The sequence below is a fragment of the Paracoccus sp. Arc7-R13 genome (assembly GCF_004010775.1).
Classification (GTDB): domain Bacteria; phylum Pseudomonadota; class Alphaproteobacteria; order Rhodobacterales; family Rhodobacteraceae; genus Paracoccus; species Paracoccus marcusii.
The window spans coordinates 2,683,341-2,705,925 of sequence record NZ_CP034810.1 but is presented as its reverse complement, the minus strand read 5'-3'; the positions used below and the strand labels follow the sequence as shown (position 1 = coordinate 2,705,925).

Annotated in this window: 19 protein-coding genes; 11 read left to right on the top strand and 8 right to left on the bottom strand. The window is 67.5% G+C overall.

The genetic code is table 11. From position 1 onward, the window contains the following. Nucleotides 1-6 precede the first annotated feature (6 nt). Nucleotides 7-1,323, bottom strand: a complete 1,317-nt coding sequence (locus tag EOJ32_RS13430) for an efflux RND transporter periplasmic adaptor subunit (protein ID WP_240542438.1) — start codon at nucleotides 1,321-1,323, stop codon at nucleotides 7-9. Between the two features lie 108 nt (nucleotides 1,324-1,431). Between EOJ32_RS13430 and EOJ32_RS13425 the strand changes: the two genes are divergently transcribed. Further along, nucleotides 1,432-2,013, top strand: coding sequence for a TetR/AcrR family transcriptional regulator (locus EOJ32_RS13425; RefSeq protein WP_052714870.1), 582 nt, complete (start codon nucleotides 1,432-1,434; stop codon nucleotides 2,011-2,013). On the opposite strand, the gene EOJ32_RS13420 is transcribed toward EOJ32_RS13425, so the two are convergent. The 3 genes from EOJ32_RS13420 to EOJ32_RS13410 form a co-directional block, all read right to left on the bottom strand. Further along, nucleotides 2,010-5,411, bottom strand: coding sequence for a chemotaxis protein CheB (locus tag EOJ32_RS13420; RefSeq protein WP_127898911.1), 3,402 nt, complete (start codon nucleotides 5,409-5,411; stop codon nucleotides 2,010-2,012). The two genes, EOJ32_RS13425 and EOJ32_RS13420, sit on opposite strands and share 4 nt — an antisense overlap. Continuing rightward, nucleotides 5,404-5,943: a PAS domain-containing protein gene (locus tag EOJ32_RS13415; RefSeq protein ID WP_164871449.1), complete on the bottom strand. Its 540-nt coding sequence runs from the start codon at nucleotides 5,941-5,943 to the stop codon at nucleotides 5,404-5,406. Before EOJ32_RS13415 ends, EOJ32_RS13420 begins: the two co-directional genes overlap by 8 nt. 73 nt (nucleotides 5,944-6,016) lie before the next feature. Further along, on the bottom strand, nucleotides 6,017-7,042 hold the full coding sequence (locus tag EOJ32_RS13410) for a LacI family DNA-binding transcriptional regulator (protein ID WP_127898909.1): 1,026 nt from the start codon (nucleotides 7,040-7,042) through the stop codon (nucleotides 6,017-6,019). Nucleotides 7,043-7,189: 147 nt separating this feature from the next. Between EOJ32_RS13410 and EOJ32_RS13405 the strand changes: the two genes are divergently transcribed. From EOJ32_RS13405 to EOJ32_RS13365, 9 genes are all read left to right on the top strand, one after another. Beyond that, nucleotides 7,190-8,242 (top strand): sugar phosphate isomerase/epimerase, encoded by a 1,053-nt coding sequence (locus tag EOJ32_RS13405; protein ID WP_127898908.1) that lies wholly within the window; start codon nucleotides 7,190-7,192, stop codon nucleotides 8,240-8,242. Then, on the top strand, nucleotides 8,239-9,345 hold the full coding sequence (locus EOJ32_RS13400) for a Gfo/Idh/MocA family protein (RefSeq protein ID WP_127898907.1): 1,107 nt from the start codon (nucleotides 8,239-8,241) through the stop codon (nucleotides 9,343-9,345). Before EOJ32_RS13405 ends, EOJ32_RS13400 begins: the two co-directional genes overlap by 4 nt. Beyond that, nucleotides 9,342-10,859 (top strand): sugar ABC transporter ATP-binding protein, encoded by a 1,518-nt coding sequence (locus EOJ32_RS13395; RefSeq protein WP_127898906.1) that lies wholly within the window; start codon nucleotides 9,342-9,344, stop codon nucleotides 10,857-10,859. The genes EOJ32_RS13400 and EOJ32_RS13395 overlap by 4 nt, the downstream gene beginning before the upstream one ends. Then, nucleotides 10,856-11,851 carry an ABC transporter permease gene (locus EOJ32_RS13390; RefSeq protein WP_045983178.1) on the top strand — a complete coding sequence of 332 codons (996 nt, stop codon included), beginning with the start codon at nucleotides 10,856-10,858 and terminating at the stop codon, nucleotides 11,849-11,851. Before EOJ32_RS13395 ends, EOJ32_RS13390 begins: the two co-directional genes overlap by 4 nt. A gap of 27 nt (nucleotides 11,852-11,878) precedes the next feature. Continuing rightward, nucleotides 11,879-12,814 carry an ABC transporter substrate-binding protein gene (locus tag EOJ32_RS13385; RefSeq protein ID WP_127898905.1) on the top strand — a complete coding sequence of 312 codons (936 nt, stop codon included), beginning with the start codon at nucleotides 11,879-11,881 and terminating at the stop codon, nucleotides 12,812-12,814. Nucleotides 12,815-12,948: 134 nt separating this feature from the next. Continuing rightward, the gene (locus EOJ32_RS13380; RefSeq protein WP_127898904.1) at nucleotides 12,949-13,851 is read left to right on the top strand and encodes a hydroxypyruvate isomerase family protein; all 903 of its coding nucleotides are present in this window, start codon (nucleotides 12,949-12,951) and stop codon (nucleotides 13,849-13,851) included. Nucleotides 13,852-13,884: 33 nt separating this feature from the next. Continuing rightward, on the top strand, nucleotides 13,885-15,573 hold the full coding sequence (locus tag EOJ32_RS13375) for a GMC oxidoreductase (RefSeq protein WP_127898903.1): 1,689 nt from the start codon (nucleotides 13,885-13,887) through the stop codon (nucleotides 15,571-15,573). Continuing rightward, the gene (locus EOJ32_RS13370; RefSeq protein WP_127898902.1) at nucleotides 15,573-16,217 is read left to right on the top strand and encodes a gluconate 2-dehydrogenase subunit 3 family protein; all 645 of its coding nucleotides are present in this window, start codon (nucleotides 15,573-15,575) and stop codon (nucleotides 16,215-16,217) included. Before EOJ32_RS13375 ends, EOJ32_RS13370 begins: the two co-directional genes overlap by 1 nt. 56 nt (nucleotides 16,218-16,273) lie before the next feature. Continuing rightward, nucleotides 16,274-17,032 (top strand): DUF1080 domain-containing protein, encoded by a 759-nt coding sequence (locus EOJ32_RS13365; RefSeq protein WP_127898901.1) that lies wholly within the window; start codon nucleotides 16,274-16,276, stop codon nucleotides 17,030-17,032. A gap of 115 nt (nucleotides 17,033-17,147) precedes the next feature. On the opposite strand, the gene EOJ32_RS13360 is transcribed toward EOJ32_RS13365, so the two are convergent. Then, the gene (locus EOJ32_RS13360) at nucleotides 17,148-17,999 is read right to left on the bottom strand and encodes a sugar phosphate isomerase/epimerase (protein WP_127898900.1); all 852 of its coding nucleotides are present in this window, start codon (nucleotides 17,997-17,999) and stop codon (nucleotides 17,148-17,150) included. Nucleotides 18,000-18,186: 187 nt separating this feature from the next. Here EOJ32_RS13360 and EOJ32_RS13355 point away from each other — a divergent pair, with 187 nt between their 5' ends. Then, nucleotides 18,187-19,671: an inorganic phosphate transporter gene (locus EOJ32_RS13355; protein ID WP_127898899.1), complete on the top strand. Its 1,485-nt coding sequence runs from the start codon at nucleotides 18,187-18,189 to the stop codon at nucleotides 19,669-19,671. Here EOJ32_RS13355 and EOJ32_RS13350 read toward each other — a convergent pair. From EOJ32_RS13350 to fabB, 3 genes are read right to left on the bottom strand one after another with little or no spacing between them, the layout of a single operon-like run. Then, the gene (locus EOJ32_RS13350) at nucleotides 19,668-20,492 is read right to left on the bottom strand and encodes an alpha/beta fold hydrolase (RefSeq protein WP_127898898.1); all 825 of its coding nucleotides are present in this window, start codon (nucleotides 20,490-20,492) and stop codon (nucleotides 19,668-19,670) included. The genes EOJ32_RS13355 and EOJ32_RS13350 overlap by 4 nt on opposite strands. A 27-nt stretch (nucleotides 20,493-20,519) precedes the next feature. Next, the gene (locus EOJ32_RS13345) at nucleotides 20,520-21,323 is read right to left on the bottom strand and encodes an enoyl-ACP reductase (RefSeq protein ID WP_127898897.1); all 804 of its coding nucleotides are present in this window, start codon (nucleotides 21,321-21,323) and stop codon (nucleotides 20,520-20,522) included. 16 nt (nucleotides 21,324-21,339) lie between these two features. Continuing rightward, nucleotides 21,340-22,569 (bottom strand): beta-ketoacyl-ACP synthase I, encoded by a 1,230-nt coding sequence (fabB, locus tag EOJ32_RS13340; protein WP_127898896.1) that lies wholly within the window; start codon nucleotides 22,567-22,569, stop codon nucleotides 21,340-21,342. Nucleotides 22,570-22,585 lie beyond the last annotated feature (16 nt).

Below are 22,585 nucleotides of genomic sequence, written 5' to 3'. Positions count from 1 at the left end.
GCGCGATTACTCCGTCGCGCCGGCGGGGGCGGCATCCGCCTCCGCGGGGGCTGCGTCGGCGGGGCCGGTGTCGGTTCCCGCGTCGGCCGCGGCTGCGTCGGGGGCCGTGTCGGCGGAGGCCGCATCCGTGGGCGCTGCATCCGTGGGGGCTGCATCGGCGGGGGCGCCTTGGGCGGGGGCCTGTTCGCGCACGACGCCGGTTTCGTCGATGGTCACGGGGACGGTGACGACCTCCATGCCCTCGGCCAGCCCTGTCAGACCGTCGACGACCAGGGTCTCGCCATCCTCGATGCCGTCGGTGACGATCCACTGGTGCTTGTAGGTGCCGTCCTCGGTCAGCTGGCGCTGGCTGACCTTGCCATCCTCGACGACCCAGGCCGTCAGGGTGCCGACCTTGTCACGCGTGGCCGACGACTGCGACACCAGGATCGCCGAGGTCACGCCCAGATCGACCTGCCCGCGCAGGAACATGCCCGGCAGCAGCAGGTTGTCGGGATTGTCGAACCGGAACCGCGTGTCGATCGACCCGGTCGAGGTCGACACGGTCACGCCGGGCGCGACCAGCTGGCCAACCGCCTGGTATTCGCGGCCGTTCTCCAGCGTCAGGGTCGCGGCCAGTTCGTCGTTCAGGCGCAGGTTGCCGTCGTTGATGTCGTCCAGCACGCTGAGGAAGCGCGACGAGGGTTCGTACATGTCGACCTCGATCGGGTCCAGCTGGGTGACGGTGGCCATGGCGTCCGCCTGTCCGGCGGTCACCAGATCGCCCACCGATGCCGCCGACACGCTGGCGATGCCCGACAGAGGGCTGGTGACCGTGGTCCAGCCCAGTTCGGCCTGTGCCAGCGTCAGGTCGGCCTCGGCCGATTGCAGCGCGGCGTTCGCCTGGTCCAGCGCGGCCTGGGCCTGTTCGACCTGGGCCTGGGTCGTCCCAGACCCCAGCAGCTGCTGGGTACGGTCAAACGACGACTGCGACTGCGTCACCTGCGCGCGGGCAGAGGCGACCTGCGCCTCGGCACTGGCCAGGTTCGCCTGATAGGTGGTGTCCTCGATGCGGAACATCGGGGTGCCCGCCTCGATCGCGGCGCCGGGATCGTACAGGATCTCGGTCACGATGCCGCCGACGCGGGGGCGGATGGCGGTCTCCGACACCGCGACCGCGCGACCGGGCAGGGTCACGATTCGCGGAACGTCCTGAACCGCCACCTGCATGACGCCCACCTGCTTGGGCGGCATCCCTTCGGGCGCCTGTGCCCATGCCGCGGAGGTGGACAGAATCGCGGCGACCATGGCGGCGCCGGTCGCAAGGCTGTGTTTCGGCATCATCTTTGTCCTGGATAAGCACCCGACGGGGCGTCACTGTTGCGCGCTGATTGCATGTTTTTGCGGACTATGCAATGTTTGCTTCGACTGCACGAGGAGACTGCCCCGAAAATGACCAGCAACCTGCGCGACCGCCGCCGTCAGCAGACCGCCCGAGAGATCCAGCTGGCCGCGCTGCGGTTGAGCATCCGGTCGGGCTATGCGGCGGTCACCACCGATTCCATTGCCGCCGAGGCAGGGATCAGTCCGCGCACCTTCTTCAACTATTACGCCAACAAGCAGGCCGCGGTCCTGGGCATGCCGCCGCAGCTGGAACCCTGCACGGCCGATTGGATCGTGACGTCCAAGGGGGCACTGATCGACGATCTGGCGCTGTTGCTGGGACGGATGCTGGAACTGAAGGACCTGGACCGCCAGGTCGTCCGCATGATCGAACAGGTCTGGGACACCACCCCCGAGCTGATGGCCGTGTTCCGCAATTCGATGGACAACATCGCCCTGACGATCGGCGGGCTGCTGCACGCCCGCCTGGGCCCCGACCGCCAGGCCGAGGCGATGCTGATCGCCGAACTGGCGACCCACGCGCTGTCGCATGCCGTGCGCACCTGGGCGGGGGACGAGACGATGACCGAATCCGACATTCCCGACATGCTGCGCCAGCAGATGCGGCAGGTCGGCGCGCTGCTGACCTAGAAGGTCAGGCGGGTGCGGCGGCTGTCCGCGTCCAGCGTCACCTGCAACGTGCCGTCGATCTGCGATGTCGCCCCCTCCAGCAGGATCGAGCCGAAGCCCGCATCGGGTTCGTCCTGCGCCCGCGGCGCGTCATAGCGTTCGGTCCAGTCCAGCACCGCCCCGTCGCCATCGCGCCGCCACGTGATCTGCAGCGCACCGTCGACCGGCCCCAGGACGCCGTACTTGAACGCGTTCGTGGCCAGTTCGTGCAGGATCAGCGACATCGGGACCACCAGGCGGGCCGGGATGGTCAGGTCGTCACCGCCGCTGTCGATCCGCGCACCGTCATAGGGCGCCAGCGTGGTCGCGATCAGATCGGCCAGAGGCAGCTGCGATTTGGTGCCCCGCGCCGTGGTCAGTCCATGAGAGCTGGCCAGCGCATTGATCCGGGCAGAGACCTCCTCGACCACGGTCTGGGCGTCGTCGGTCTCGCGGGCTGCCATCCGCAGCATCGCCGAGATCTGGGTGAACAGGTTCTTGACCCGGTGGTCCATCTCGGAAATCACCGCTTCGCGCAGCGTGGCGGCCGATTGCGCGGCGGTCACGTCCAGCATGACCCCCAGCACGCGGCAATCGCCGTCGTCGGTCCCGAACCGCGCGGCCGCCGTCTCCAACCGCACGGCGGAGCGTGCGTCGGACGAAGGCGACACCACGCGCCGAAAGGCCGTGCCCGCGGCGCAGGCCTGCAGGTCGGCCAGCAGCCCGTCACGGTCGGCGGGCGCGATCAGGGCCGCGAAGGCCGACAGCGGCAGCTGCGCCGTCTGGCCCAGGCCCAGCAGGTCCGAGCTGTCGTCGATGGTCAGCATCCGCGATGCGGCGTCGTAATGCCAGACCGCGATCCGCGCCATGGACCGCACCGCGTTCAGCCGCTCCTCCTGCCGCTCGACCTCGACGCGCAGGTCGCGCAGCGCGGTGACGTCCTCGAAGACCAGCATGGCGCCGTCCAGATGCCCCTCGGGGCCGCGATAGGGCTTGGCATCGACGCGCCAGACGCGGGTGCCGCCGGCCTCGACCAGCTCGGTACCCTGCGCCTCGCCCTGGCGGGCCACCTCGGCCGCCATCGACAGCAGGACGTCGCTGGCAAAGACGTTGGACACGTCGGCCAGGGGGCGGCCGTGATCGGACCGACGCAGCGGAAAGATCTGCAGCGCCGCGGCGGTAAAGTTGCGCACCCGCACGTCGCGGTCGACAACCAGCAACGGGATCTTGGTCGCGGAAAAGAAGTTCTGCAGGTCGCTGTTGGCGGCCGTCAGGTCGTCGATCTTGGACTTCAGCTCGTCGTTGACGGTGCTCAGCTCCTCGTTCGTGGACTGAAGCTCCTCGTTCATCGACATCATTTCTTCGTTCGAGCTCTTCAGCTCCTCGTTCGCGGTCTCAAGCTCCTGGACGGCGCCGTGCAGCTCGATCCGCGTCAGGCGCAGCTGCTCCTCCAGCAGGTCCGACCGGGATTCGGTGACGCTCAGCTCATCCGTCTCGTCCAGCGTGTCGGGCAGGGCCTGTACGCCCGCGTCGTGAAATACCAGCAGGACGCTGCGGTCGGGCAGGGGTTCCGCGAACAGGGTCACCGGCTGCGCCCCCAGGTCGGACCGCGCCAGCAGGTTGCGCAGGATCGCCGCGCGGCCCGTTCCGGCCACCTGGTCCAGCGCGGCGGTCACTGCCTCCTTGAGGCCCGGATGCACGATCTGCGGTGCCAGGATCGGCTTTCTGGCGGTCGGATCGACGGCCAGGAAACGGCCCAGCCTGCCCGCCGTCCACAGGACCTCTCCCGCAGGGGACACCTGCAGCGAGGCCGGCGCAAACCGGTCCAGCACCCGGCGCTGTGCGGCAAGGGCCCCGTCGCGGGCCGCACCGTCCTCGGCCTTGCGGCTGCGGGTGGCGGGGGCGGGGCGGTCGCCCTCGGACCGCAGGAACGGCATGTCCAGCGGCAGGCGCGCGGGCGTCGCGTCACGCTGGAACAGCCGCGCGGGGCGGTCCAGCTCGGTGAAGTGCATGGATTCGCGACGCACCCCTTCGGACGGGCCAAGGAACAGGTAGCCGCCGGGGCGCAGGGCATAGTGGAACAGCGGCAGCACCTGAGACTGCAGATCTTCGTCCAGATAGATCAGCAGGTTGCGGCAGGAGATCAGGTCGACCCGCGCAAAGGGCGGATCGCGCAGCACCGAATGCAGCGAGAAACGCACCCGGTCGCGCAGCTGCGGCGTGATCTGCATCAGCGCGTCGCGATGTGTGGTATAGGCCGCGCGCATCTCCTCGGGGATGTCGGCCAAGGCGCTGATCGGATAGGTGCCGGCGCGGGCGATCTCGATCATCTTCTTGTCGATGTCGCTGGCGAACACGGTGAAGCGGGGCCGCAATCCGGCGGCGCGCATTTCCGTATCGATCAGCATCGCGACGGAATAGGCCTCCTCGCCGGATGAGCAGCCGGCGACCCAGACGCGCAGCTCCTCTCCGTCGGCGGCCGCGACCATCGGGCGGATCGCCTGTTCGCGCAGGGCCTGGAACATCTCGGGGTCGCGGAAGAACCGCGTCACGTTGATCAGGAACTCGTTCAGCAGCGCCTCGCATTCGTCGGGATGGCGCTGCAGGTGGCGCAGATAGTCGCGCGTACCGTCAATGTTGAGGACCTGCAGCCGTCGGCGGATGCGCCGCACCAGCGTCGTCATCTTGTAGCCCGAGAAATCGTGCCCGCACCGGTCCAGCAGGTGTTGGCAGATCAGCCGCGCATCGGCCAGCATCGCGTCGTCGGCCTGCTGCGTTTCGCTGGAATCGAAGAACTGCAGGATGGCGGGCACGATCCGTTCCGGCGGCAGAACATAGTCCACCAGCCCGGTCGACTGCGCCGAGAGGGGCATTCCGTCATACCGGGCGGTACGCGGTTCCTGGATGACGCAGATGCCGCCATGTTCCTTGACCGCGCGCAGCCCCAACGTGCCGTCCGCCCCCGTGCCCGACAGGATCACGCAGGCAGCGGCCGGGCCGCGGTCATGCGCCAGGCTTTCGAAGAAGTCGTCGATCGGGCGGCGCAGCCCGCGCGGCTGGTCGAAATCGGTCAGGTGCAGGCGTCCGTCGCTGATCAGCATCCGCGCGCCGGGGGGGATGGTATAGACATGACCCGGCTGCAGCACCGTGCCGTCGGTCGCCTGCTGCACGCTGAGCGCGGTGCGCCGGTCCAGCAGTTCGGCCAGAACGCTGTCATGCGTCGGGTCCAGGTGCTGGATGACGACATAGGCAGCCGGGTCCTCGCGCCGCACATCACGCAGCAGGTCGTGCAACGCCTCGAGCCCCCCGGCCGAGGCGCCGATGCCGACGACGGCGAAGGGCGGACGCGTGGTGGCGCGTGGGGGCGAGGCGTCATTCATCGCGCAACGTGATCCTTGCAAGCGTGCTGATCGAACGGGCGATCAGCCCCGTGGAATCCGACATGATCAGTCCGAACTGTCCCGCGGCCCGGCGCAAGTCCGCCATGTTGCGGCTAAGTGCCACATCATCGCGCGCGATCGTTCCTGCCGCGTCCGATGCGGTCACGTCGAACTGCGACCCGATCACGAAACGCAGCGTGCCGTCGCCGCCGCGCAGCTTGGACATGAACACCAGGTTCATGAACGACCGCCCGTCGCGGGTGCGGTTCATAACCGGGAACCGCCCGTCGTCCTGTGCATCGTCGGCCAGGAACCGCGACATCGCGCCGATCTGGTCCCGCGGCGTTGCGGAGGATTGCAGAAAGCGGCAGTTGCGGCCCAAGCTGTCATCGGCGTCAAAGCCGGTCAGCCGGCAGAAGGCGTCGTTGACCATGCACAGCGGCATGTCGGGCATCGCCGCCGCCAGGGAAATGGCGATCCGCGACCGCGCGATCTGGGCGCGCAGGGCTTCGGGCAGCGTGGGGTCGAGCATCGTCATCCTGTTGCGGCGGGCCATGTCCCCGACGTTCAACCGTACAATATTAATCCCCGCCCCCTGGAACAAGTCACGTTTTTGCCGCCTGTCCGGTGCTGGCACGGACCACCAGATCGACGCCCAGAGTGATGCTGTCGGTGACCTGCTGGCCCTGCATGCGGGCCAGCAGGACTTCGGCGGCGCGCCGGCCAAGGCGGGCGCGGTGCTGGCGGATCGTGGTCAGGCCGGGGCTGCTGTAGGCCGCCATCTCGATGTTGTCGAACCCCATGACCGAGATGTCCTGCGGCACCCGCAGCCCGGCCACGATCAGCCCGTGCATCAGGCCGATCGCCATCTCGTCGTTGTCGCAGAAGACCGCGGTGGGACGGTCGGGCATGGCCAGCACCTGCGCGGCCATCTGCTGGCCGAACCGGGCGGTGAAATCGCCGGTGATGCTGTCCTGGGGGCCGGGATCGGGCAGGCCCGCCTGCGCCAGCCCCTGCAGGAAGCCCTGGCGGCGCGACAGGGTCAGCGAACTGCCCTGCGGCCCGGTCAGGTGCAGGATGCGGCGGTGCCCCAGGTCGGTCAGATGCCGCGCGGCAAGGCGGCCCCCTTCGACATTGTCGGCCAGCACGCGGGGGGCGGACAGGCCGTCGATCCATTCGCAGGCCTGCACCAGGGGCGGACAGCCGGGACGGGCGAACAGGCCCGCCTCCATCTGCCCGTCCAGCACGATCACCCCGTCCGAGCGCGACCGCGTCAGATAGGGGCCCAGCACCTTCATCGCCGGCTGGTCAGGCACGGCGGTCGTGTCCATCACCAAAAGGCTGAGGTTGTGGCGGCGCAGCACCTCGGAGATGCCCGACAGGATCTGCGAGAAGAACGGATTGGCCAGGTTCGGCACCAGCGCCAGCACGCCGCCCACCTGCTGCTGACGCAGGTTTCGGGCGGTGAAGTTCAGCGTGTAGCCGGTCTGCGCGATCGCCGCCTCGACTGCCTTGCGCGTGGTTTCCGACACGATCGACGGGTTCGAGATGGCCCGGCTGACCGTCGCCACGGACACCCCCGCCAGCTTGGCGACATCATGGATTCGGGGTGGACGCGATTGATCTGACACAAGAAACCTTTGTTCGGGACAGCATCAGGCTTAGCGGAAAAATTGATGTTGTAAACCTTTTCATCCTGTGAGAACGTCAGATGAAACCGATTACATGACGCGGAATCGGGCAAGGGGAACTTCGGAGGGGAAGTTCCGGGAGGATGTATGAAGACGATCAAGGGCCCCGGCCTTTTCCTGGCCCAATTCGTGGGCCCGCAGGCACCGTTCGACAGCTTTGGCGCGATCACGGCATGGGCTGCCGATTGCGACTATCTGGGCGTGCAGGTGCCGTCGGGGGCGGAGGCACTGATCGACCTGGATCTGGCCGCGATCTCGACCACGTATTGCGACGATCTGAAGGGGCAGGCCAACGGTTTGGCCATCACCGAACTGTCGGCCCATATCCAGGGTCAGCTGGTCGCCGTCCATCCGGCCTTTGACGAGGCGTTCGACGGGTTCGCGCCGGCCACGCTGCGGGGCAATCCGACGGCCCGTCAAGCGTGGGCGGTGGACCAGATGCGCAAGACCATCGATGCGTCGGCCAACCTTGGCCTTGACCGGATGGCGGCGTTCTCGGGCGCGCTGGCCTGGCCGTACTTCTATCCTTGGCCGCAGCGCCCCGCGGGCCTGGTCGAGGCGGCATTCGATGAACTGGCCGCCCGCTGGCGTCCGATCCTGGACCATGCCGACAGCCGCGGTGTCGACATCTGCTTCGAGATCCATCCCGGAGAAGACCTGCACGACGGCGTCAGCTTCGAGATGTTCCTGGACCGTCTGGACCAGCATCCGCGGGCCAAGATGCTGTATGATCCGTCGCACTACCTGCTGCAGCAGCTTGATTATCTTGAGAACCTGGACATCTATGCCGACCGGATCGGCATGGTCCATGTCAAGGACGCCGAATTCAACCCGACTGGTCGGCAGGGCGTCTATGGCGGCTTTCAGCCCTGGGCGCAGCGCGCCGGCCGTTTCCGCAGCCTGGGCGACGGTCAGGTCGATTTCGGCGCGATCTTTTCCAAGCTGGCGGTGATGGGGTTCGACGGCTGGGCCGTGGTCGAATGGGAATGCGCGATCAAGCACCCCGAGGACGGTGCCCGCGAAGGGGCGGCCTTCGTGCGCGACCACATCATCCGCGTGACCGACCGCGCTTTTGACGATTTCGCCGATGGGGGTGCCGACATGGAAGCCAACCGCCGCATGCTGGGGCTGTCCCGATGAACCGCCCGATCCGTCTGGGCATGGTCGGGGGCGGCGAGGGGGCGATGATCGGCAACGTCCATCGCATCGCCGCGCGGCTGGATGGCCGGTTCGACCTGATCGCCGGCGCGCTGTCCTCGGACGAGACGCGCGCGGCCGAGAGTGCGCGTGCCTTGGGCATCACCCGCAGCTATGGCGATTTCCGCCAGATGGCGCGTGACGAGGCTGCCCGTTCCGACGGGATCGAGGCCGTGTCGGTCTGCACCCCGAACCACCTGCATGAACCCGTGTCGCGCGCCTTTCTGGAACAGGGCATCCATGTCATCTGCGACAAGCCGATGACCGCGACGCTGGACCAGGCGCAGGCCTTGGCCGACCTGGCCGGGCGGTCCGATGCGCTGTTCATCCTGACGCACAACTATTCCGCCTATCCCCAGATCCGGCAGGCCCGGGCAATGATCGCGCGCGGCGATCTGGGCGCTCTGCGGCTGGTCCAGGTCGAATACGCCCAGGATTGGCTGACCCAGGACACGGACAGCAAGCAGGCCGCATGGCGCGGCGACCCGGAACGCGCGGGTGCCGGCGGCGCGATCGGCGACATCGGCACGCACGCGTTCCAGTTGGCGCGGTTCGTTACTGGCGAATTGCCCAACCGGCTGGCCGCAGACCTGACCAGCTTTGTCCCCGGCCGCAGGCTGGACGACAACGCGCATATCCTGCTGCGCTATGCGTCGGGGGCCAAGGGGATGCTGTGGGCCTCGCAGGTGGCGCCGGGAACGGAGAACGGCCTGCGGCTGCGGGTCTATGGCGACAAGGGCGGCCTGGAATGGCAGCACGACATGCCCGAGACGCTGAGATACACCCCCTTCGGCAAGCCGGCGCAGATCTTGCGCCGCGCCGGGCCGGGCAGCACCCAGGACGGCAGCCGCGTGCCCCCCGGTCATCCGGAAGGATACCTGGAGGGGTTCGCGAACCTTTACGCCGAAGCCGCGCAGGCGATCCGCAGCGGCACCATGCCCGACACCCTTCCCGGCATTCGCGACGGGCTGGAGGGGTTGCAGTTCATCGACGCCTGCATCCGGTCGAACGCGGCGGATGCGGCCTGGGTCCAGGTGACGCCATGACCGATCCCATCCTGGCGCTGAACGGCGTCACCAAGTCCTTTGGTCCCATCGAGATCCTGCACGGCGTCGATTTCGCCCTGCATCCCGGAGAGGTCCACGCCCTGATCGGCGAGAACGGCGCAGGCAAGTCCACGACGATGAAGATCCTGGCCGGATACCTGGACCCCACGGGCGGGCAGGTGACGTGGCAGGGCAAGCCCATCACCTTTGCCGGGTCGGACGAGGCCGAGGATCTGGGCATCATCATGATCCATCAGGAGTTCAACCTGGCCGAACACCTGTCGGTCGACCAGAACGTCTTTCTGGGCCGCGAACTGCGGCGCGGGCTGCTGCTGGATCACAAGGCGATGCGGGCGCAGACGGCCGATCTGCTGGGTCAGCTGCAGTGCCGGGTCGATCCGGGCACGCCGGTCAACCGCATCTCGGTCCCCGACAAGCAGATGGTCGAGATCGCCAAGGCCCTGTCGCGCAAGGCGCGCGTCTTGATCATGGACGAACCGACCGCCGTGCTGACCGAACGCGAGACCGAGGTGCTGTTCGCCCAGATTGACCGCCTGCGGGCGGAAGGGGTGGCGATCCTGTACACCTCGCACAAGCTTGGTGAGGTCAAGCGCATCGCCGACCGCGTGACCGTCCTGCGCGACGGCACGATGGTGCGGTCGGACCTGACCGCCGACGTCACCGAAGACGACATGGCCACCGCGATGGTCGGGCGCGAGCTGTCGGACCTGTTCCCGCCCAAGGCCGCCCACGGGGCCGAGCCGATCCTGGAGGCGCAGGGCGTCAGCGTGCCCGGTGTGGTCCATGACGCGTCCCTGGTGCTGCACCGGGGCGAGGTGCTGGGCATCGGCGGCCTGGTCGGATCGGGGCGCACCGAACTGGCCGAGGCCATCGCGGGCCTGCGCCCGCGCAGTGGCACCGTGCGCCTGAAGGGGCAGGACCTGCCCGCCAACCACGTCGCGCAGGCGATGCGGGCCGGGCTGGTCTATCTGACCGAGGACCGCAAGGGCGCGGGTCTGTTGCTGGACAAGACGCTTCGCGAGAACCTGACCCTGGGCCAGCTGGACCGGTTCGGCAGCCCCCTGATCGACCGCAAGCGCGAGGAGGCCGCGCTGGACACGGCCATCGGCGACTTCGCGATCCGCGCGCCCGAACGCGGCATGGCGGTGGGCGATCTGTCGGGCGGGAACCAGCAGAAGCTGCTGTTGGCCAAGACCCTGCTGTCGGACCCCCAGGTGGTCATCATCGACGAACCCACCCGCGGCATCGACATCGGCACCAAGCAGCAGATCTATACCCTGATCGCACGGTTGGCCGCCGAAGGCCGCAGCATCATCGTCATCTCCTCGGAAATGCCCGAACTGATCGGTCTGGCCAGCCGCGTGGTCGTCATGCACGCTGGTCGCATCGTGGGCGAACTGGCCGACGCGGCCGTGACCGAGGGCAATATCGTGCGTCTGGCCATGGGGATGGACCATTCCCAGGGCGGACATGAAAAGGACAGCGCCGCATGAGTATGGCAACCACCGCCCCGACCCGGCGTCCCAGGGTCAATCTGGCCGTCGTCGCGCCCATCGTGGCGCTGATCGTGCTGGTGCTGATCGGCATGGCGCTGAACCCGAACTTCCTCAGCTTTGCCAACATCACGAACGTGCTGGCGCGATCGGCCTTCATCGGCATCATCGCCATCGGCATGACCTTCGTCATCACCGCGGGCGGGCTGGACCTGTCCGTCGGGTCGATGGCGGCCTTTGTCGCAGGGCTGATGATCTTGGTGATGAACATGCTGACCGAAAGCATGGGCGGCGGGCTGCCCGTCATCCTGATCGGCATTGCGCTGGCGCTGTTCACGGGACTGGCTGCGGGCTTCATCAACGGCATCCTGATCACCCGCGCCGGCATCGAGGCGTTCATCCTGACCTTGGGCACGATGGGCATCTATCGCAGCCTAGTGACCTGGCTGGCCGACGGCGGCACGCTTTCGCTGGGCTATGAGATGCGCGAGCTGTACCGGCCCGTCTATTACGACGGCATCCTGGGGATCAGCTGGCCCATCATCGTTTTTGCCGTGCTGGCGATCCTGGGAGAGATCACCATGCGCCACACCGCCTTCGGCCGCCACTGCGCCGCCATCGGTTCGAACGAGAAGGTCGCGCGCTATTCCTCGGTCGCGGTGCTGCGGGTGCGGTTAATGACCTATGTCCTGCTGGGCACGCTGGTCGGCATCGCGGTCGTGATGTACGTGCCGCGCCTTGGATCGGCATCCGCCACCACGGGCCTGTTGTGGGAGCTGGAGGCGATCGCCGCGGTGATCATCGGCGGCACCCTGCTGAAGGGCGGCTTCGGCCGGGTCTGGGGCACGGTCGTGGGGGTCCTGATCCTGTCGCTGATCGGCAACCTGCTGAACCTGACAGACTTCGTCAGCCCCTATCTGAACGGTGCCATCCAGGGCGTCGTCATCATCCTTGCCGTCGTGCTGCAGCGCAATACTGGCGCCGCACGCTGATTTTCACCTGTGGGAGGAGTAACCACCATGAGAAAGACCCTGATTGCCACGACCGCCCTGATGAGCCTGACCGCTGTCCCGGCGCTGTCGGAAACCATCGGCATCTCGATCCCGGCGGCGACGCATGGCTGGGCGGGGGCGCTGAACTTTCACGCCGAACGCACCGTCGCGCGGCTGTCCGAGGCGAACCCCGATCTGGAATTCGTGCTGACCACGACCTCCGATCCCGGGCAGCAGGTGTCGGACCTTGAGGACATGGTTGCCACCCGCGGCATCGACGCGCTGGTCGTCCTGCCCTTCGAATCCGAGCCCCTGACCGGCCCGATCCAGCGCATCGCCGACAGCGGCGTCTGGGTCACCGTCGTCGACCGCGGCCTGGCCCAGGAGGGCATCGAGAACCTGTATGTCGCGGGTGACAACGACAGCTTTGGCCGCACCGCAGGAACCTATTTCGCCGATACCCTGGACGAGGGCGCCAAGGTCGTCGTGATGCGCGGCATCGCCTCCACCGTCGACAACGAGCGCGTGGCGGGTTTCGAGGCTGCGCTGGAAGGGTCGGGCATCGAGGTGCTGGCCATGGATCACGGCAATTGGAACCGCGACACGGCCTTCAACCTGATGCAGGACTGGCTGTCGCGCTTCCCCGAGATCGATGCGGTCTGGGCGGCGGATGACGACATGGCCGTTGGCGCGCTGGCGGCCATCGACCAGGCCGGCCGCACCGAGGAGATGTTCGTCGTCGGCGGCGCCGGGATGAAGGAGATGGTCCAGCGCATCCAGGACGGCGATCCGACGGTTCCGGTGAACGTGACCTATCCGCCGGCGATGATCTCGACCGCGATCGAGATGACCGCTTTGGGCCTGACCTCCGGTGCACCCATGTCGGGCGAATTCATCATCGCCTCCCAGCTGATCACCCCGGAGAACGCCGAGAGCTTCTATTTCGAAGACAGCCCGTACTGACGACGACGCGGCGCGGGATGTGACCCGCGCCGCATTCCGACCCCGGAGGAGGGGGTCGTTCCGCCCCGAAATGTAAACGGTTTCATATTTCGCCCGAGGGCGTGACCGGGGCCTGCATCAAAGGGAGGATAACCATGACCGATCTGTCGGACCGCGCGAGTATGACCCGGCGCGGACTGTTTCACGGCGCCAGCGGCCTTGCGGCGCTTGGGGCGGGGCTGGGGGCGGTGCCCCTGATGGCCCAGGATGCGCAGCCTGCGGGGCTGCAGGGCAACATCAACCATTCCGTGGCGCGCTGGACCTTTGGCGACCTGCCGCTGGCCGACCTGTGCCAGCTGGCCCGCCAGACCGGCCTGGGCGCGATCGACCTGTGCGGTCCGGACGACTGGCCGGTGCTGGCCGAACACGGGCTGGCCAGTTCGATGTGCAACGGCGCCGAGATCAGCTTGGAGGATGGCTGGGCGGACCCTGCCAACCACGACGAACTGACCGAACGTTATCTGCGTCACATCCCGCTGGTCGCGGAGGCGGGGCATGTGAACCTGATCTGCTTCAGCGGCAACCGCCGGGGCATGTCCGACGAAGACGGCCTGCGCCATTGCGCCGAGGGCCTGTCGCGCATCCTGCCCGCCGCTCGCGATGCCGGGGTCGTGCTGCAGATGGAGCTGCTGAACAGCCGCGTCAATCATCCCGATTACATGTGCGACCACAGCGCATGGGGTGTGGCGCTGTGCGAACGGCTGCAAAGCCCGCAGTTCAAGCTGCTCTATGACATCTACCACATGCAGATCATGGAGGGCGACGTGATCCGCACCATCATGCGCGACCATCGCTGGTTCGGGCATTACCACACCGCCGGCAATCCCGGCCGCAACGACCCCGACGACAGTCAGGAACTGAACTATCCCGCGATCTGCAGGGCGATCCGGGACACGGGCTATCAGGGTTGGGTGGCGCAGGAATTCATCCCGCGCGACCCCGCCCCGCAGGCCGCCGCCGCATCGCTGCGCGACGCGGTGCTGACCTGCGACGTCTGAACGCCTCAAGCAATTTCTAGAAAGGAACGCCAGATGGCAGACAACATGCATTACGACGCGATCGTCGTCGGATCGGGCATCAGCGGCGGGTGGGCCGCCAAGGAGCTGACGGAGAAGGGCCTGAAGGTCCTGATGCTGGAGCGTGGCCGTAACATCGAGCATCTGACCGACTATGTGAACGCGGACAAGGAGGCCTGGGACTATCCCCACCGCGGCACCGCGACCATGGAGATGAAGGACAACTATCCCGTCCTGTCGCGCGACTATCCCCTGAACGAGCAGACCTTCGGCATGTGGGCCAACGAGCAGGAGAATCCCTATGTCGAGGCCAAGCGCTTTGACTGGTTCCGGGGCTATCACGTCGGCGGGCGTAGCCTGATGTGGGGTCGCCAGTCCTATCGCTTCTCGGACACCGACTTCACCGCCAACGAACGCGAGGGGATCGCGACCGACTGGCCGATCCGCTATGCCGACATCGCGCCCTGGTACGACCATGCCGAACGCTTTGCCGGCATCTCGGGGACGAACGAGGGGCTGGACATCCTGCCCGACGGGCAGTTCCTGCCGCCCATCCCGCTGAACATCGTCGAAAAGGACGTGGCCGCACGCCTGCGCAACGCGTTTGGCGGCAAGCGGTACCTGATCAACAGCCGCGTGGCCAACATCACCGAGGCACTGCCCGACCAGAACCGCGTCGCCTGTCAGTATCGCAACAAGTGCTGGCTGGGCTGCCCCTATGGCGCCTATTTCAGCACCCAGTCCGCGACGCTGCCCGCCGCGATGGCCACGGGCAACCTGACGCTGCGGCCGTTCTCGATCGTCAAGGAGGTCCTCTACGACAAGGACCGCAAGCGCGCGACCGGGGTCGAGATCATCGATGCCGAGACGAACATGACCTATGAATACACCGCAGACGTGGTGTTCCTGAACGCCTCCAGCTTCAATTCGACCTGGGTGCTGATGAACTCGGCGACCGATGTCTGGGAAGGCGGCCTGGGCTCGTCATCGGGCGAGCTGGGCCACAACGTCATGGACCACCATTTCCGCGTCGGCGCCGAGGGCCGGGTCGAGGGGTTCGATGACAAGTACTACTTCGGGCGCCGTCCGGCGGGCTTCTACATCCCGCGTTTCCGCAACATCGACGGCGAGGAGCGGCCCTATACCCGCGGCTTCGGCTATCAGGGATCGGCCAGCCGCCAGGGATGGCAGCGCGACATCGCCGAACTGAACATCGGTGCGGACCTGAAGCAGGCGCTGTCGACGCCGGGCAACTGGACCATCGGCATGACCGGCTTTGGCGAGATGCTGCCCTATCACGACAACGCCATCTCGCTTGACCGGGGCACGACGGACAAGTGGGGCCTGCCGGTCCTGTCCGTCAGCGTCGACCTGCGCGAGAATGAGATGCGCATGCGCGAGGACATGAAGCAGGACGCCGTCGACATCCTGGAGGCCGCCGGGGTCAAGGACGTCAAGCCGGTCGACCGCGATTATGCCCCCGGCATGGGCATCCACGAGATGGGCACGGCACGCATGGGCCGCGATCCGAGGACCTCGGTCCTGAACGGCGACAACCAGGTCTGGGATGCGCCGAACGTCTATGTGACGGACGGGGCCTGCATGACCTCGGCCAGCTGCGTGAACCCGTCGCTGACCTACATGGCGCTGACCGCGCGTGCGGCGGATCACGCCGTCAAAGCCCTCAAGAACGGAGATCTGTGATGAACCGTCGCGACCTTCTGACGATGATCGCCGCCGTCACCGGGACGGCCATGCTGGGTGCGGGCCGGGTGATGGCCTATGTCCCGACCGAGACCGGAGAGAACCTCTTCACCCCCGAGGATGCGGCCTTCCTGGACGAGGTGGCCGAGACGATCATTCCCGCCACCGACACGCCGGGCGCCAAGGATGCGGGCGTGGGCGCCTTCATGACCCAGTTCGTCAGCGACTGCTATGACGCCGAGGAGCAGGCGGCGTTCCGCGACAGCATCGACACGCTGAAATCCGAGGCCCAGGCACAATTCGGCAAGCCGTTCGAGGATCTGACCGCCGAGGAGCGCCAGCAGATGCTGCAGGAGGCCATGGTCGCCGCCAGCGCCCAGGCCACCGTCGTGGCCCAGGCCAAGGAGGAGATGCGCATCCAGGCCCGCGATCAGCAGCAGTCGGCCGACACCGCCGCCACCGCGCAGGCCCAGACCGAGGCGGACCTGCCGGCGCTGCACTGGTTCACGCCGATCCAGCAGCTGACGCTGTTCGGGTTCTTCACCTCCGAGGTCGGCGCGACGCAGGTGCTGCGCTATGAGCCGGTGCCGGGCGAGTACATCGGCGATCTGGAGTACGACGGCGGCCCGGCCTGGGCCACCTGATCCCGCCAACGGCCCCGGCATGTCCGGGGCCGCATTCTTTCGCAAAGGACATTGCCATGAAACTGATGACATCGATGGCCGCGCTGCTGGCGTTGGCCGCCCCCGCCCTGGCCCAGGACGCCCCCGAGCCGACGCGCGAGGAACGCCAGGCCCAGTCCCGCGTGACCGAGATCGCGGGCCCCGAGCCGCGGCTGGTCCAGACCCCCGAGGGCGAGCCGCCGTCGGACGCGGTCGTGCTGTTCGACGGGACGAACCTGGACGGGTGGGAATCCGTGAACGGCGGCGCGGCCCAGTGGGTCGTCGAGGATGGCGCGATGCGCGTCGCGCGCGGATCGGGTGACATCCGCACCACGGAAAGCTTCTGCGACGTGCAGCTGCATGTCGAATGGCGCTCTCCGCCGAACAACGAGGGGCATGACAGCCAAGACCGCGGCAACAGCGGCATCTTCCTGCAGAGCCGCTATGAGGTGCAGGTTCTGGACAGCTTCGAGAACCCGACCTATGCGAACGGGCAGGCGGGGTCGATCTACAAGCAGCACCTGCCGCTGGTGAACGCCTCGCGCGCACCCGAAGAATGGCAGACCTACGACATCATCTTCCAGGCGCCGATCTTTTCGGACGAAGGTGCGCTGCGCCGTCCGGCCCATATCACCGTCCTGCATAACGGCGTTGTGGTGCAGAACCACGCCCAGATCCAGGGTGTGACCGAATGGATCGGCTATCCGGCCTACGAGGCGCATGACTGCGCGCCGATCCAGCTGCAGGACCATGACGCGGATGTCAGCTTCCGCAACATCTGGGTCCGCCCGATGTGATCCGGCCGGGTCCGCCCCCCGCGGCGGGCCCCGGCATCGCCACCCGGCATCGCGACACGGAAAAAGGGGCCGCGACGATGTCGCGGCCCCAGTCAACCTGTCCGGCAGGGAGGGTTCAGCGCGTGGCGCTGTCCGGCAGGTTTTCCGTCAGGAAGGTGGCGCCGGTCATCACGACCTCGGCGGCATCCAGGGGCTGGTCATGCTCGATGATGTACCACTGCGCGCCGGCCTCCTCGGCGGCGGGCAGGATCGCGGCCCAGTCCAGCGTGCCTTTGCCAAGCGCCTTGAAGCCCCGCTCGTCCTCGGCCTCGCCCTCGGGGGCGTTGTCCTTGGCGTGGATCGCAAAGACGCGGTCGTCGAAACGGCCCAGATACTCGACCGGGTCCAACCCGCCGCGCGCGACCCATGCCAGGTCCAGCTCGGCCATGACGTCCTCGCCCGCGGCCTCCATCATGATCTCCAGCGCGGTGCGGCCGTCGAACTCGACCATCTCGAAATCGTGGTTGTGATAGGCCAGCGTCATGTCCGCCGCCTCCAGCGTCTCGCTGAGCGCGGCCAGCTCCTCGCCCAGGGCGGTCCAGCCGGCGGCATCCGCAGGGCGGTCCTCCTCGGCCAGATAGGGGACGGTGATGACGTCGTTGCCGATCGCCTTGTTGAAATCGATCACCGCCTGCGCGTCGGCGCGCAGATCGGCCAGCTGGGCATGGGTCGAGATCGCCTCGATCCCGTACTCCTGCAGCTTGGCCGACAGGTCCTCGGCGGTGCTGTCCTGCATGCCGACGGTCTCCACCGCGGTCACGCCCGCCGCCTGGACAGCGGCCAGCTGTTCATCCAGCGTGCCGTGGTCGCGCAGCGTATACATCTGGACCGCGATGGGCAGGTCGGACGTGGCCGCATCCTGGGCCATCGCCATCGGTGCCACCAGCGTGGCCAGTCCACCGATCAGGGCGGTTCTTGCAAATGTCATGATCTTCTCCTCTGGTCCCCGCTCCTCCGGGGGTTGTCCACAGATGTAATGGATTTCATTCCGTCTGAAAAGGATTACATTCACACAGGCCCGGCTTTTTGCTGCCCGGATCGGCACCCTACCGCCGCAATGCTTGCGCTGAGCGCCGTTTCGCCCTAGGCCCCCGCTGCGCCAACCAGAGGACATCATGGCCCAAAACGACCTGGAAGCCCGACATCTCGATACGCTGGACCGCGACCTGGGGCGGTTCTCGGCGCTGGAAAACGCTACCGCCTATGTCGCGCGCCCGCTGGTCGCGCCGGGCGTCGCGCTGGCCTTCGTGCTGCTGGCCGGGCTGGGGGCGATGGTCGCCTTCGGACAGACCGACAACACGCTGATCGTCGTGGTCGCGGCGATCTTCGGCGCCTACATGGCGCTGAACATCGGCGCCAACGATGTGGCCAACAACATGGGCCCGGCGGTCGGCGCGAATGCGCTGACCATGGGGGGCGCCATCGCCATCGCCGCCGTGTTCGAGACCGCGGGCGCCCTGATCGCGGGCGGCGACGTGGTCAGCACCATCTCTCGCGGGATCATCGATCCGCAGACGATCGGGACCGACGGCATCTTCGTCTGGGCGATGATGGCGGCGCTGCTGTCATCGGCGCTGTGGGTGAACCTGGCGACCTGGATCGGCGCGCCGGTCTCCACCACCCATTCCATCGTCGGCGGCGTGATGGGCGCGGGCATCGCCGCGGCCGGGTTCGGCGCGGTCAACTGGCCCACGATGGCGACCATCGCGGCCAGCTGGGTGATCTCTCCGGTGCTGGGCGGGCTGATCGCCGCGGCCTTCCTGTGGTTCATCAAGGCGCGCATCATCTATCGCGACGACAAGATCGCGGCCGCGCGCGTCTGGGTGCCGGTCCTGATCGGCATCATGGCGGGTGCGTTCGCGGCCTATCTGGCGCTGAAGGGTCTTAGCCGCATCGTCGACGTGACCTTCTCCGGGGCGCTGATGATCGGCGCGGTGCTGGGCCTGGTCTGCTGGGTCGTCATGATCCCGGTGATCCGCCGCCAGTCGCGCGGGCTGGAGAACCGCAACAAGTCGCTCAAGGTGCTGTTCGGCATCCCGCTGGTCGTGTCGGCCGCGCTGCTGTCCTTTGCGCATGGTGCCAATGACGTGGCCAATGCCGTCGGGCCGCTGGCCGCCATCGTGCAGGCCCTGGGATCGGGCGGCACGGCAGAGGCCGTGGCCATCCCGCTTTGGGTGATGCTGATCGGGGCGTTCGGCCTGTCCTTCGGTCTGTTCCTGTTCGGACCCAAGCTGATCCGCATGGTCGGCAGCCAGATCACCAAGCTGAACCCCATGCGTGCCTATTGCGTGTCGCTGTCGGCGGCGCTGACGGTGATTTTGGCCAGCTGGCTGGGTCTGCCGGTCAGTTCGACCCACATCGCCGTCGGTGCGATCTTCGGGGTGGGCTTTTTTCGCGAATGGGACGCGGCCCGCCGCGCCCGCGCCGTGCAGGGGCAGGCCCCCGAACGCCCCCGCACCGCCCCCGAGGAGCGTCGCCGCCGCAAGCTGGTGCGCCGGTCGCATGTGCTGACCATCGGCGCGGCCTGGGTGGTCACGGTTCCGGCGGCGGCGGCCCTGTCGGGCGCGCTGTTCTGGGCGTTGCGGGCGATCGGCGGCTAGGCGCCGCAGGCCGCCAGCCAGCGGCGGATCGCGTCCAGGGCAGGGGCCTCGTCCAGCCAGGGGATATGGGCGCGGCCGGGCACCTCGGCCAGGATCAGGTCCGGGCGCATGTCCTTCATGCGCGCGGCCACCGCAGGCGACAGAAGGTCCGAATTCGCCCCCCGGATCAGTGCGACCGGCAGGCCGGCCGTCGCCTGCCACAACGGCCACAGATCGACCGGATCGCCCTGGAACGCGGCCAGGAACGCCTCTCGCAGGGCGGGGTCATAGGTAATGCGCAACCCCTCCGGCGTTTCGTGGTAATGGCGGCGCACGTCCTCCAGCCACCGTCCCGGCGGCACGTCGGCAAAGCCCGGCATCAGCCCGGGCAGGCGCGCCGCCAGTTCGGAATGGCTGGCAGCCGCGGGATTGCGCCCGACATAGTCGAAGATCCGCTCCAGCGCGGCGCGCGCGATCTCGGGGCCGACATCGTTCAGGCACAGGCCCGACAGGCGGTCATGCGCGGTCGCGGCCAGCACCATGCCGACCAGGCCGCCGCGCGACGTGCCCAGCACTGCGGCACGGTCGATCCCCAAATGATCCAGCAGGTCGATCACATCGCGCGCTTCGCGCGGGACGGTATAGGTTTCGGCTCCGGTCCATTCGGACGCGCCGCGGCCGCGGTAATCCATGCGGATCAGGCGTACCCCGGTCAGGTGCGGCGCGACATAGTCGAAATCGGACATGCTGCGGGTCAGGCCCGCCAGGCACAGGACGGGCAGGCCGGTCCCCTGGTCGGAAAAAGCGATGCGCGCCCCGTCACCCGCCGTGAAAACCGACATGCCGCCGCCCCCCTGTCGTGATTGCCGCTACAGGTTCTCGCTCTGCGGCATGCCCAGCACGTGATAGCCGCCATCGACCATCACGATCTCTCCGGTGGTGCAGGCGCCCCAGTCGGACAGCAGCCAGACGGCGGTGCCGCCGATGGATTCCAGCGTGGCGTTGGCGCGCAAGGGTGCATTGGCCTCGGTGTGGCGGAAGGTCTTGCGCGCGCCGCCGATGGCCGCGCCTGCCAGGGTCTTCATCGGGCCGGGGCTGATCGCGTTCACGCGGATGCCGTCCGGGCCAAGGTCGTTGGCCAGATACCGCACGCTGCTTTCCAGCGCGGCCTTTGCGACGCCCATGACGTTGTAGAACGGCGTCACGCGGTTCGACCCGCCATAGGTCAGGGTGATGATCGACCCGCCGCCCGATCCGTCCTTGGCCGCCATCAGCGGATGGGCGCGGCGCGCGACCTCGATCAGCGAGTAGCAGCTGATCTCCAGGCTGTGCTTGAAGTTGGCGCGGCTGGTGTTCATGAACCGGCCGGTCAGCTCGTCCTTGTTGGAGAAGGCGACGGCGTGGATCAGGAAGTCGATCGAACCCCACCGGTCGGCCAGCGTGGCGAAGGCCGCGTCCAGCGACGCGTCGTTCGTCACGTCCACATCGACCAGCAGGTCCGACCCCACAGAGGCCGCCAGCGGTTCGACGCGCTTGCCGAACGCTTCGCCCTGATAGCTGAACGCCAGCTCTGCCCCCTGGTCGGCTAGCGCGCGCGCGATGCCCCAGGCAATGGACCGCTCGTTGGCGACCCCCATCACAAGCCCGCGCTTGCCCTTCAGAAGATCGCCCATGCGTTGGTCCTTTGCCTCAGTCCTGATAGCGCGACATCAGCAGGGTGGCATTCGTGCCGCCAAAGCCGAAGCTGTTCGACAGGACCGAATCCAACCCGGCGTTGTCCACGCGGCTGGTCGCAATCTCGCCCGATTGAATCTCGGGATCCAGCGTCGTGACGTTCGCCGAGGCCGCGATGAAGTCATTCTGCAACATCAGCAGGCTGTAGATCGCCTCGTGAACGCCGGTCGCACCCAGGGAATGCCCGGTCAGCGACTTGGTCGAGCTGACGGGCGGGGTCGACCCGTCGCCGAAGATGCGGCGGATGGCCTTGATTTCGCCCAGATCGCCCACGGGCGTCGAGGTGCCGTGCGCGTTGATGTAGCTGACCTTTCGGTCCTCGGGCAGGGTGGACATGGCCACGCGCATCGCACGCTCGCCGCCCTCGCCGGAGGGGGCGACCATGTCGTAGCCGTCGCTGGTCGCGCCGTAACCCGTGACCTCGGCATAGATCTTGGCGCCGCGCGCCAGGGCGTGGGACAATTCCTCCAGCACGACGACGCCGCCGCCGCCCGCGATGACGAACCCGTCGCGGGTCGCGTCATAGGGGCGCGACGCGGTCTCGGGCGTGTCATTGTATTTCGACGACATCGCGCCCATCGCGTCGAAAAGGCACGACAGCGTCCAGTCCAGCTCCTCGCCGCCGCCGGCGAAGACGATGTCCTGCTTGCCCATCTGGATCTGCTCGACCCCGTTGCCGATGCAATGCGCCGACGTCGCGCAGGCCGAGGTGATGGAGTAGTTCACGCCCTTGATCTTGAAGGGCGTGGCAAGGCAGGCCGAATTGGTGGAGGACATGCAGCGCGTGACCATGAAGGGGCCCATGCGCTTGGGGCTGCCCTTCTCGATCACCGTCTGATGCGCCAGAAAGAAGTTCGACGTGGACGGCCCGCCCGATCCCATGATCAGGCCGGTGCGCTCGTTCGAGACGTCGCCTTCCTCCAGGCCGCTGTCCTTGATGGCCTGTTCCATGGCCAGGAAGTTGTAGGCGGCACCCGGACCCATGAAGCGCAGGTTGCGCTTGTCGATATGGTCCTCAAGCACGATCTGCGGCATGCCGTGGACCTGGCTGCGAAAGCCGTGCTCGGCATATTCAGGGGCGAAGACGATGCCCGACTTGCCCGCGCGCAGGCTGTCAGTGACCTCGTCGGCATTGTTGCCGATGGGGGATACGATACCAAGCCCGGTGATGACGACACGACGCATGGGGGCCTCCTTGAAT

Bases quoted from the DNA above. Each gene is read 5' to 3' on its own strand.
- EOJ32_RS13345 (WP_127898897.1), bottom strand. From the start codon at position 21,323: ATGGGCGATCTTCTGAAGGGCAAGCGCGGGCTTGTGATGGGGGTCGCC.
- EOJ32_RS13355 (WP_127898899.1), top strand. From the start codon at position 18,187: ATGGCCCAAAACGACCTGGAAGCCCGACATCTCGATACGCTGGACCGC.
- EOJ32_RS13365 (WP_127898901.1), top strand. From the start codon at position 16,274: ATGAAACTGATGACATCGATGGCCGCGCTGCTGGCGTTGGCCGCCCCC.
- EOJ32_RS13370 (WP_127898902.1), top strand. From the start codon at position 15,573: ATGAACCGTCGCGACCTTCTGACGATGATCGCCGCCGTCACCGGGACG.
- fabB (WP_127898896.1), bottom strand. From the start codon at position 22,569: ATGCGTCGTGTCGTCATCACCGGGCTTGGTATCGTATCCCCCATCGGC.
- EOJ32_RS13375 (WP_127898903.1), top strand. From the start codon at position 13,885: ATGGCAGACAACATGCATTACGACGCGATCGTCGTCGGATCGGGCATC.
- EOJ32_RS13390 (WP_045983178.1), top strand. From the start codon at position 10,856: ATGAGTATGGCAACCACCGCCCCGACCCGGCGTCCCAGGGTCAATCTG.
- EOJ32_RS13420 (WP_127898911.1), bottom strand. From the start codon at position 5,411: ATGAATGACGCCTCGCCCCCACGCGCCACCACGCGTCCGCCCTTCGCC.
- EOJ32_RS13415 (WP_164871449.1), bottom strand. From the start codon at position 5,943: ATGCTCGACCCCACGCTGCCCGAAGCCCTGCGCGCCCAGATCGCGCGG.
- EOJ32_RS13395 (WP_127898906.1), top strand. From the start codon at position 9,342: ATGACCGATCCCATCCTGGCGCTGAACGGCGTCACCAAGTCCTTTGGT.
- EOJ32_RS13350 (WP_127898898.1), bottom strand. From the start codon at position 20,492: ATGTCGGTTTTCACGGCGGGTGACGGGGCGCGCATCGCTTTTTCCGAC.
- EOJ32_RS13360 (WP_127898900.1), bottom strand. From the start codon at position 17,999: ATGACATTTGCAAGAACCGCCCTGATCGGTGGACTGGCCACGCTGGTG.
- EOJ32_RS13425 (WP_052714870.1), top strand. From the start codon at position 1,432: ATGACCAGCAACCTGCGCGACCGCCGCCGTCAGCAGACCGCCCGAGAG.
- EOJ32_RS13405 (WP_127898908.1), top strand. From the start codon at position 7,190: ATGAAGACGATCAAGGGCCCCGGCCTTTTCCTGGCCCAATTCGTGGGC.
- EOJ32_RS13385 (WP_127898905.1), top strand. From the start codon at position 11,879: ATGAGAAAGACCCTGATTGCCACGACCGCCCTGATGAGCCTGACCGCT.
- EOJ32_RS13430 (WP_240542438.1), bottom strand. From the start codon at position 1,323: ATGATGCCGAAACACAGCCTTGCGACCGGCGCCGCCATGGTCGCCGCG.
- EOJ32_RS13400 (WP_127898907.1), top strand. From the start codon at position 8,239: ATGAACCGCCCGATCCGTCTGGGCATGGTCGGGGGCGGCGAGGGGGCG.
- EOJ32_RS13380 (WP_127898904.1), top strand. From the start codon at position 12,949: ATGACCGATCTGTCGGACCGCGCGAGTATGACCCGGCGCGGACTGTTT.